Consider the following 9,010-nt stretch of genomic DNA (forward strand, 5'->3'; position numbering starts at 1 on the left):
GTGTCCGGGTTGAGGATGGCGACATCCCCCGAGCCGGTCAGCCAGGTCATCATACCGTCGAACCAGGTGCGATACTTGGCCACCAGGGAGGCCAGGTCGGCGGCAAACTGGCTGATGGTCGAGGTGCGGGTGATGTCGATCCGGTACGGCTGATTGGCCATGGTGCCGCCGCGATAGGTATCCACCAATAGGATCTCGGTGTCGCTGACCACGGTATCGACCTCATAGGCCGCGTTGTCCGGGCCATAGAAGGTGTGCCCCTTCTGGATCGGGAGGGTGCCGGTTTTCCACTTGGTGCCAAAACCGGTGATGGTCTTGCTGCCATTCGTCACCGTCACGTTGCCGGTGCGCTGCCAAAGTCCTGCCATTGCAAAGTTCCTTGAAAAGAAAACCCGGCACATGGCCGGGTTGTTATGGTTAAGAGAGATCGGGGCTTGATATATAAAGTTGCGCAGTCGTCATGTCGTTGCCATCACACCCAGCAATGGCATAACTGCCGCTGGCACCATCACCACCCATCCTGACAAATCTGAACTGGACTGCGTAGGTGTGCGGATTACCATCGCCAGGTACAAGCGCGGTTTTTGATACTCCAATACCGCCTCTAGCTCGCTCTTCACGTGGGCCTGAGCTGGGATTAGATGTGGCCGATACAGAAATGGAAAACGGCGCAATATGCTCAACGGTGGCCCCATCCCTTATTATCCTCACCTCATAGTGCCCAGTGGCCGTCCTGGTGAGCGATGAGCTGCCTGAGCTCTCCACTTTGCACAACACCTCATAGTGACCAGCTGACGCCGATATTTCGATGACACGGCTTACCCCCATCCCATTGCTGACGCGAATAGTGGCCGCCGTGCGCCACGATGAATCGGTGTTGTCAGGTAGAGATGTGCCGCCGTATATCCGTTTTACATAAAAGCCTCCCTCCACTTGCTCAGCTCTAAGTTTCCCCAGTATCAAGCAGTTCTCACGAATGGTGACGTTGTTCATCGTGCCGGAGTTGGCCAGCACATTGCCCTGGAACGTCCCATTGGAAAAATAGACATCACTGCCGTAGATGCGCCCCATGGAATCGATCCCTGCATTCCACTTCTTACCATAGGCTCCGAACTGGCCGGTGGCGTTTTCCCCCAGCCAGAGATCCCCCCCACGGAAAGAGCCACCCTCGATGAGGGAGCCTTTCAGGTGCTGAACATTGATGTACTTGGCGATCACGTTGCCGATCTCGGCCGTGTCCATCATGGCGTGGTTCATGTAGACGGTGCCGTTTTTGATGACGAACGGGTGGCGCTTTGTCGTCGCACCGCCCGCCCTCGACATCACGGCGAACACATCCGCATCGATCACGAAGGTGCTCAGCACGGTGCCATCTTCATTCAGCTTGACCGACAGGCCAAAGCCAGCCCCTTCCCCCGCGATTTGGGCCTTGGTGTACCAACCCGCCTCCACGTTGCCTTTCAGGTCAGCCACCGCCTTGGCTGCCGTTTCCACGGCTGCCGTGGTTTGGTTGAGGCTGGCTTGCACCTTGGTGATGGCGTCGGCGTTGGCTTTGTCCCCATCCACCTGAGCCTGCTGGGCCTGCTGAATGGCCGCCCCCAGGGTGGTGTCACCACTGGTCACCTTGGCTTGAAGTTGAGACAGTTGCTCGGCCAGCGCCTGATCCCCCTGCGCCTGGGTGCGCTGGGTTTCCAGGATAGCGGCGTTGAGCGTCTGGTCATCCCCTTCCAGGGTGGCTTGCAGTTGATCCATGCGGGCGGCCAGGGCGCTGTCGCCGGTCACCTGGGCTTGCTGGGTCTGCTTGATGGCCGCATCGAGCGCCTTGTCACTCGTCTCCACCTTGGCCTGCAACTGGGTCAGTTGCTCGGCCAGCGCCTGATCCCCCTGCGCCTGGGTGCGCTGGGTTTCCAGGATAGCGGCGTTGAGCGTCTGGTCATCCCCTTCCAGGGTGGCTTGCAGTTGGTCCATGCGGGCGGCCAAGGCGCTGTCGCCGGTCACCTGGGCTTGCTGGGTCTGCTTGATGGCCGCATCGAGCGCTTTGTCACCCGTCTCCACCTTGGCGGCGAGTTGGTTCATCTGCTCAGCCAGCGCCTGATCCCCCTGCGCCAGGGTGCGCTGGGTCTCCAGGATAGCGGCGTTGAGCGTCTGGTCATCCCCTTCCAGGGTGGCCTGCAGTTGGGTTACCCGTTCGGCCATGGCCTGATCGGCGGCACTCAGGGTGAGATTGCTTTCTTCCAAGGCGGCAGCGGTCTTGCTGTCTGCCGCTTGGTAGTCGGCCTTGAGCTGGCTTAACTCCCGGGCGGTGGACTGCTCCACCCCGGCGATCACCTCCCTCACCCCGGTGAGCGCGGCGGACGTTGCCGCCTGCTCCCCCTCAAACTCGGCCCGGAACTGGGTCACCTCGCGGGCCAGCGCCTGGTGTTCGTCCGCTTGGGTATCCTGACGACGAGTGATCGTGGCGCGGGCCTTGCGAGCCCGGTCCTCGTCCTGATCATCTGCCAAGGTGTTGCCGATGCTGGCCAGGGCGGTCAGATTGACTTCTGCTGACAGGTCATCCTGGCGAGCGGCCAGCGCCTTGCCCTGCTCTGCCACGGCCTCAGACAAGGTGCCCACATCGGATTGGGTCTTGTCGGTCTTGGTGGTGAGCTGTTGCAGGGCCTCGCCGGTGGCCTGCTGACCATCGGTGACCACCTTGCCCAGGCTGGTGAGCTGGGCGGCTTGATCGCCGCTGGCTGTCTTGAGCTGGCCGATTTGCTCGGCGAGCGCCTGATCCCCCTGCGCCAGGGTGCGCTGGGTTTCCAGGATAGCGGCGTTGAGCGTCTGATCATCCCCCTCCAGGGTGGCCTGCAGTTGGGTTACCCGTTCGGCCATGGCCTCATCGGCGGCGCTCAGGATGCGCTTGCTCTCCTCCAAGGCGGCGGCGGCCTTGCTGTCTGCTGCCTGGTAGTCGGTCTTGAGCTGGCTTAACTCCCGGGCGGTGGACTGCTCCATCCCGGCGATCACCTCCCGAACCTCGGTCAGACGGGCAGTGGTGGCGGCCTTCTCCCCTTCGAACTTGGCACTGAGGTCGGTGACCTCGCTCGCCAGAGCCTGATGAAGATCAAGCTGCACCTGCTGGTCACGGCGAATGGATGCCTCGGCCTGGCGGTGACGCTGCTCCCCCTTATCGCCCGCGAGGGCGTTGGCAATGGCGGCCTCGGCGGCTTGGTCAGCAGCCCTGGCCGTCAGATCCAGGGTGGCGGTGATCTCGTCAAAGCGGCCAGCGGTGATCCCGCCGTCACTCTCGACAATCTGCTCCAGCGCCCGGATCTTGCCCTCGGCGGTGCCGGTGCGAACCTCGACCCCGCTGACCCGCTCAGCTAACACCTGGTCAGCCTCGGTACTGACCCGCGCCACTTCGGTGATGTTGGCCAGCAGGGTCTGGTCATCTGCCTCCAGCTCGGCCTTGAGGCCGGATACGCGCTCGGCCAGGGCCGACTGGGCATCGCTGTTGACGGTGATCCGTTGCTCTGCCGCCGCGAGCCGTTCGCCCTGCTCGGTCACGGTGGACTGGGCGGCCTTCTGCTGGATCTGCCCCAGGGCGGCATCCAGGGAGCTGCTGACCTCGGTCAGGCGCTGCTGTTCGCTGGTGAACTCCGATTTGGTGACCGTCTGGGTGATCTTGGCATTGATGCCATCCAGCACCTGCTCGGCCTCGGTCAGCCGTTCGCCCTGGGCATCCACCACTGCATGATCGGCCTTGGTGGCCAAGGTGCCGGTGGCGGCGTCCAGTTTCTGGTTGACCTCGGTAAAACTGGCCTGGGTCTCGTCGCGCAGCGCCCGCACCACATCCATTTCAATCTGGCCGGTGCCGGGATTAACCGTGAAAATGGCATCGCGAAGATCGCCCATTTCACTCTGTACACGGTCAATCTTGCCGTGCAGCTTGTCTTGCTGCAGGACTGCGCCGATCCCCATCTGTCCCAGGCTGTCTTGCTCGTCGCGCAGCAGGCTTTCGGTCTGTGTCGCCCGCTCATCGAGCGCGGCCAGGGCAGACCCCAGCCCAGTCAACTCCCGATCGATCACCGGCACTCGCTCGGCAATCGGCGCGACCGTCTCGCTCAAATCGGTGAACTCGCGCTCGACCAGCTCCAGTTTGCCAATGATGTCTGGGATCGCCTGGTCAACGATGTCCGCGATCTGCTCGATGGGCTGGCGCAGCTCCTCACGCAGGTGTTCGCCACCGATCTCCCCATCCAGGATGTCGAGAATGGAGGCGGCGTCGTAGGAGGTTTTCCCGCTGGCCGCAAACAGACCAGATTTGCCGTAGGCGTTGACGGCCCGCAACCACACGTAATAGGTGGTGTCTGGCTGCAACCCTTGAAACGTCATGAACGCACCCAAGCCTGCATTGGTGGCCTTGGTCTGCACCTCGGCCAGGGGCAGCTGCACTTTGCTCCACCACCATTCGCAGAGGGTGCCGTAGGACTGGCCACCGGTGAACACCGGGCGGAAGGCCAGGGACCAGTTGCCTGCCTCAACCTCGACCCCCACGGGGATAGCGGGCACCTGGATGGTGAAATTGACCGACGCAACCGGCGACGGGGCGCCGGTCATGGCGATGGCGCAGACTTGGCCCACGTAGTTTCCGGCCGCCAGGCCATTCACCCGGCAAGATTGCCCCGGCACCTGGGCAGTCAGCACCACCACCGGGGGCTTGCCGGGGTCAAGGCGCTGGATGATCACCTGGTTGTAGGCGATGGTGCCGACGTTGCGCCAGGACAGTACGCCCTGGATCACCTCGCCAATCTGTTCCACTTCATAACGGAGCTGATCCGGCATGGCCACACCGCCCGAGGGTAGCTCGGTGATTTCCGGGCGCTCCATGGGCTTGCCAATGGCGTCCGACCAAAACAGCGGGCTCTCTTCTCGCAATGTGAGCTCGACCCCACTGGTCAGCGAGAACGACCAATCGACCACCCGAAACTCGGGGCCATTGATGCCCAGAGCCGGGATGTAGAGTCGGATCGAGCTGCCGGGGCGATAGCGCCAGCCAGAGAGGTTGATCGGGCATGTCACTGTGCGGGCGGCGCGGCGCTGACGCAGCATGATATTCGCCAGACGCTGGGCCTGGTATTCGCTGGTCACACAGCGCAGGTCGAGGTCTTCCAGCAGGGCAAGGCCGCCGTCCTCTTCCACCCATTCGTTGACAATCACCGCCGGGAAGTCGGTCTTCTTGAAGGTGATCGGGTCAACAAATGTCCCGGTCACCTGGTTGATTTTCTCACTGCTGGCTGGCTCCGGCAGCAGCTCGCTATCCCCGATAATCTGGTGCGCCCGGATCTCGTCGCTGGCAGGCCCGTAATAAGCCCCCGCGATGATGCCGTGCTTGCCGCCTATGTAAGTCGGCTGGCCGGCACACGCCATGTGGAGTGCTTCCAACACCTTGGATCTGGCTTCGCCCAGATCGAACTCCACGTTGGCCGTATAGCGGGGTTCCCGCGTCCCATCCGGGCGCGTGACCAGTTCATCGCAGATGTTGGCAGCCACGATGAACTCGTTCATGCGGATCTCATCGTCCGGCACGTTCAGCCAGGAGCGGTAATAGTCGAGGATGACCAGGGCGACGTTATCACTCCACTTCCATTTGCTGTCCCTGGGATCCCACACCTCCTTTCCGAACTTCTCCACCTTGATGTTGGGGAGCCCCGCCGGGAACTTCTGGGGGTCGAACTTGAGTGACAGGCGCAGCCAGGTAATCCCCTGACCAATCATGTCTTCCTTCCAATCGGCACACTTGGCCAACATGAAGGGGTCGCAGGTTTTGCGGTCGGCATGGAGTTCGTAGGAGACCAGATCGGAGAAGGTGCCGATCAGATCGTCACCCAGCCAGATGTCGCCAACGCGGGAGAGCTTGTGACCGGCGATCACCAGGGCCAGGTGCAGCCACTCCCCTTCATCCTGCTCGCCGGCCTGCTCGGCGGCGAACGACAGCAGACCGGAGGACACCACGCGGCCATAGACACAGGTCTTGTCGCTGGCGGCAGCACGCAGCACCTGGCTACGCTCGCTCGCGCTGCGATAGTCAGAGAGCGACGGCTTTTTCGTCGTCAACATCATGGTGGCAGTGGCCACCGCTGTGCCGATGGAAAGGGCCATGCCCACCGTGACAGCCGTCACGGCAGCATAAGCGCCCGCGCCAGCAGCGGCACCAGCGATAAGAGGGACGGCAGCGGCGGGCATTATTCAACTCTCCAGGCAATGAGGGGGACTTGATCCGGGATGGGGCGGGCGCCTTGCTCTGTCATGGCCCAGACTTGGCCAGCCCACATGACCCCGGCGGTCAACCCGTTTGGGCCATCAAACACCAGGGCATCGCCGCGCTGGGCCATGGCAATTGGTACACGGACAAACAGCGCATCGAGGGCGGCCTCAATGCTGCCGTGGGTCTTGGCAAGCACCCGCTTGGCGCCGATCTCGGTGGTGTAGCGCCCCCGATACTGGGCTGCGGGATCCTTGTCGCAAGCGGCAAGACACACGTCAGCGACAAACAGACAGCAATCATTTTCACCCCAACAAAAAGGCCGCTCGGTGGCGGCCTGAATGGTGGTGATGATGCGGATTTGCCAATCTGGGTGGCGCATGGCGGTCAGTCCTCATAGTTGAAACTCGGGGCATCTTTCTTGGATCCCCAGTAGATGGATCGGTCAGCCATCTGGTTCTGATAGCGGAAGAAGCGATCATTCGGGTGAATGCGGCGGTGGCTTTCGTCGGTGTTGCGCAAGTTGAGGCCCTTCTGCCAGTCCTCAAACTTGTTCGAGATGGTGAGCTGGATGGTGTTGGTTCGCCCTGCCTTGATGGGGGTTTGCGCTATCTTGCCGCTAAACTGCAAACAGGCATTGAGGGGGGTGCCATCAGGGCCAAGCACGACCAGATAAAGCCACGCCATTCGGTCAACGATGCGCTCCCTCATCACCTCGGCCAGCAGGGCGTTGTCCAACCCAGTCAGGGTGACGCTCAGCTTGGTTGGCGAGGTGGATATCTGTTCTTTCTGGGGGCTGACCGCCCCCAGGGCACCTACCCCGTAATACACCTCACCACCCAGCACCAGCTCCCCCAAGCCCGAGTGAAGGCGGCTCATACCGCTCACCAAGTCCAGCTTGAGGGCATAGAGCGCTGTCACGTTTGGCTGATTGAGGGCGGCGATTACATCAGGATCAAGGCCGGTGATCATGGATAGAAGCTCTCCTTGAATTTGAGAGTGCCGAGATCACGGCGAAAACCTGAGGGGCGACGAGATTTTCCGCCGCCATCGAGGCGAAACACCCCCATGGGACGCTCGACCACCAGGGGGGTGCCGCTGGGGTGACTCTTGCGCAGCATGGGGGCAAACGCGATCCGGGCCGCGCCAGACTGATCTGACCAAACATCTGCCGTGACCCGCTTGAGTTCATCGCCCACCTGTAGCCAGTCGCCGTCCCGCAGCACCAAGGTAGAGGGCTTCCACCCTCTGCTCGTCATCGCGGTGCGCATGTTCAGCGCCTCACTGACGATAGGGGCACCATGTACCGGCTGTTTGGGGTGAGCGAAGTCCCACAACCTGACCCGGTTGGTTTTGCCATCCAGCTTGGCGATGAAGGCTTCCAGGCGACGGGCAACAGCGGGCTCCATCTTGCCCATGGTCAGCTCCATCAGCCACTTGCTGCCCGGGGTGGCGACGGTCTGCTCTGAGCCGTCAAACGGCGATTCAAATACCCGCGCCATGGTTTCCAGGTCGAGGGCGTTTTCCCGCACCCTGAACTCGGCGGGCCAGTCATATATTTCCATCGTTTTATACCCCCAGCATTCGACGCGCTTGGCCATTGCTGCCAAGGTCTTCGATGAACATGTGGTAACCCCGGAGGGCGGCCTCGGTGATCACCTGATTGCGGTCGGTGTCGGTCATGTCGGCACTGAAATGAAAGTGCTGCTCAAACACCGCGCCGCCGCTGGCCGCCACGCCTCCCCCACTCATCAACTGGTCATACATCTGATCGATACGCTGGGCTGATTTGTTGGTGTAAACCCGCTCGCCGGTATTGAGCAGCCAGGTTCCCTCCCGGGGAATAGTGTCGATGCCGTCATGGGCCATGCCTGCAATGGCCGTCCCGGCGACGATGCCGACCGATATCATGGTCTGCGCCTTGATCATGGCGCGGGCAGACTCAGCCGAGAGCAGGCCGCCGGTCATCGCGGCAAACGCCGCAGCCCCGGCCTCTGCTTGCTCACCGGCCACCAGGATCGACGGTATTGCCAGCAGCTTCTGAGCAGCCAGCAGTGCCTTCATGATGAAGGTCTGCTCTTTGCCCGACTGCTGGAGCATGTCAGTGGTGAGGCTGAGGGTCTGGCTGGTAAAGTTGAGCATGTCGCGGGCAGCTTGTTGCTGGGCGGCTTTCTGCCTTTCAACACGTTGGCGCTCCTGCTCGGCAAGCTGATCCTGCTTGCGCTGATCCGCCTCCAGCTCCTTGGCCATCGCCTCTTCACGCTTGGCCATGTAGTCAGCTTGCTGCTCGGCGAAGTGATCCGCCTCCTTCTGGCGGTACTCCTCTCGCAGCTCACTCAGGCTCTCATAGCCGCGGCGCCGCAGTTCGGCCTCGCTGACCTGCAGGCTGTCGATTTCTGCCAGGCGCTCCTCATGGGAGAGGCGCAGCTTGTCCAGCTCACTGGCGAATTGCATGTCCAGGGCACTGAGACGGGCCTCCCCCTGCTCCAGCAGCTTTTTGTTGTCAGCGCTGGTATCACGGGAGCTGACCGGTTCCGGGGGCTGGTACTCCGGTTGCTCACCAATCCCGAAGCGCTTCTTGCCATACGCTTCCTGAATCCGGTCTATCTCGGCCTCAATCTCGGCGCGGCGCTGCTGGAGCTCAGGCAGGGCAGAACGGCCCGCCGTATCGCCCAAGATGGCATCGATCAAGCCGACGCCGCCGAATGCCTTTTGCTCCGACGTCTCTTTGATCTGGTCATCCAGATCCTTGAGTTCTTCACGCAGGTT

Annotated in this window: 6 protein-coding genes; all 6 read right to left on the reverse strand. The window is 62.0% G+C overall.

Annotated elements, in window-relative coordinates:
- Positions 1-368, reverse strand: a 368-nt coding sequence (locus tag J9889_RS10705) for a hypothetical protein (RefSeq protein ID WP_210556656.1), incomplete at its 3' end; no start/stop codon positions are given.
- 49 nt (positions 369-417) lie between these two features.
- The gene (locus J9889_RS10710) at positions 418-6,222 is read right to left on the reverse strand and encodes a DUF1983 domain-containing protein (RefSeq protein ID WP_210556658.1); all 5,805 of its coding nucleotides are present in this window, start codon (positions 6,220-6,222) and stop codon (positions 418-420) included.
- Entirely contained in the window at positions 6,222-6,623 is a 402-nt protein-coding gene (locus J9889_RS10715) for a hypothetical protein (protein WP_102948362.1), read from the reverse strand. The genes J9889_RS10710 and J9889_RS10715 overlap by 1 nt, the downstream gene beginning before the upstream one ends.
- Positions 6,624-6,628: 5 nt before the next feature.
- Positions 6,629-7,213 (reverse strand): hypothetical protein, encoded by a 585-nt coding sequence (locus J9889_RS10720; protein WP_171865159.1) that lies wholly within the window; start codon positions 7,211-7,213, stop codon positions 6,629-6,631.
- Positions 7,210-7,806, reverse strand: coding sequence for a hypothetical protein (locus J9889_RS10725; protein ID WP_069784446.1), 597 nt, complete (start codon positions 7,804-7,806; stop codon positions 7,210-7,212). Before J9889_RS10725 ends, J9889_RS10720 begins: the two co-directional genes overlap by 4 nt.
- A gap of 4 nt (positions 7,807-7,810) precedes the next feature.
- Positions 7,811-9,010: hypothetical protein (locus tag J9889_RS10730; protein ID WP_210556660.1), on the reverse strand; the 1,200-nt coding region annotated here is incomplete at its 5' end.

This window comes from Aeromonas sp. PrichA-15, assembly GCF_017939245.1.
Classification (GTDB): domain Bacteria; phylum Pseudomonadota; class Gammaproteobacteria; order Enterobacterales; family Aeromonadaceae; genus Aeromonas; species Aeromonas caviae.

What these genes read in the sequence shown, in the direction of transcription:
- J9889_RS10710 (WP_210556658.1), bottom strand. Translation starts at nt 6,222, where the DNA reads ATGCCCGCCGCTGCCGTCCCTCTTATCGCTGGTGCCGCTGCTGGCGCG.
- J9889_RS10715 (WP_102948362.1), bottom strand. Translation starts at nt 6,623, where the DNA reads ATGCGCCACCCAGATTGGCAAATCCGCATCATCACCACCATTCAGGCC.
- J9889_RS10720 (WP_171865159.1), bottom strand. Translation starts at nt 7,213, where the DNA reads ATGATCACCGGCCTTGATCCTGATGTAATCGCCGCCCTCAATCAGCCA.
- J9889_RS10725 (WP_069784446.1), bottom strand. Translation starts at nt 7,806, where the DNA reads ATGGAAATATATGACTGGCCCGCCGAGTTCAGGGTGCGGGAAAACGCC.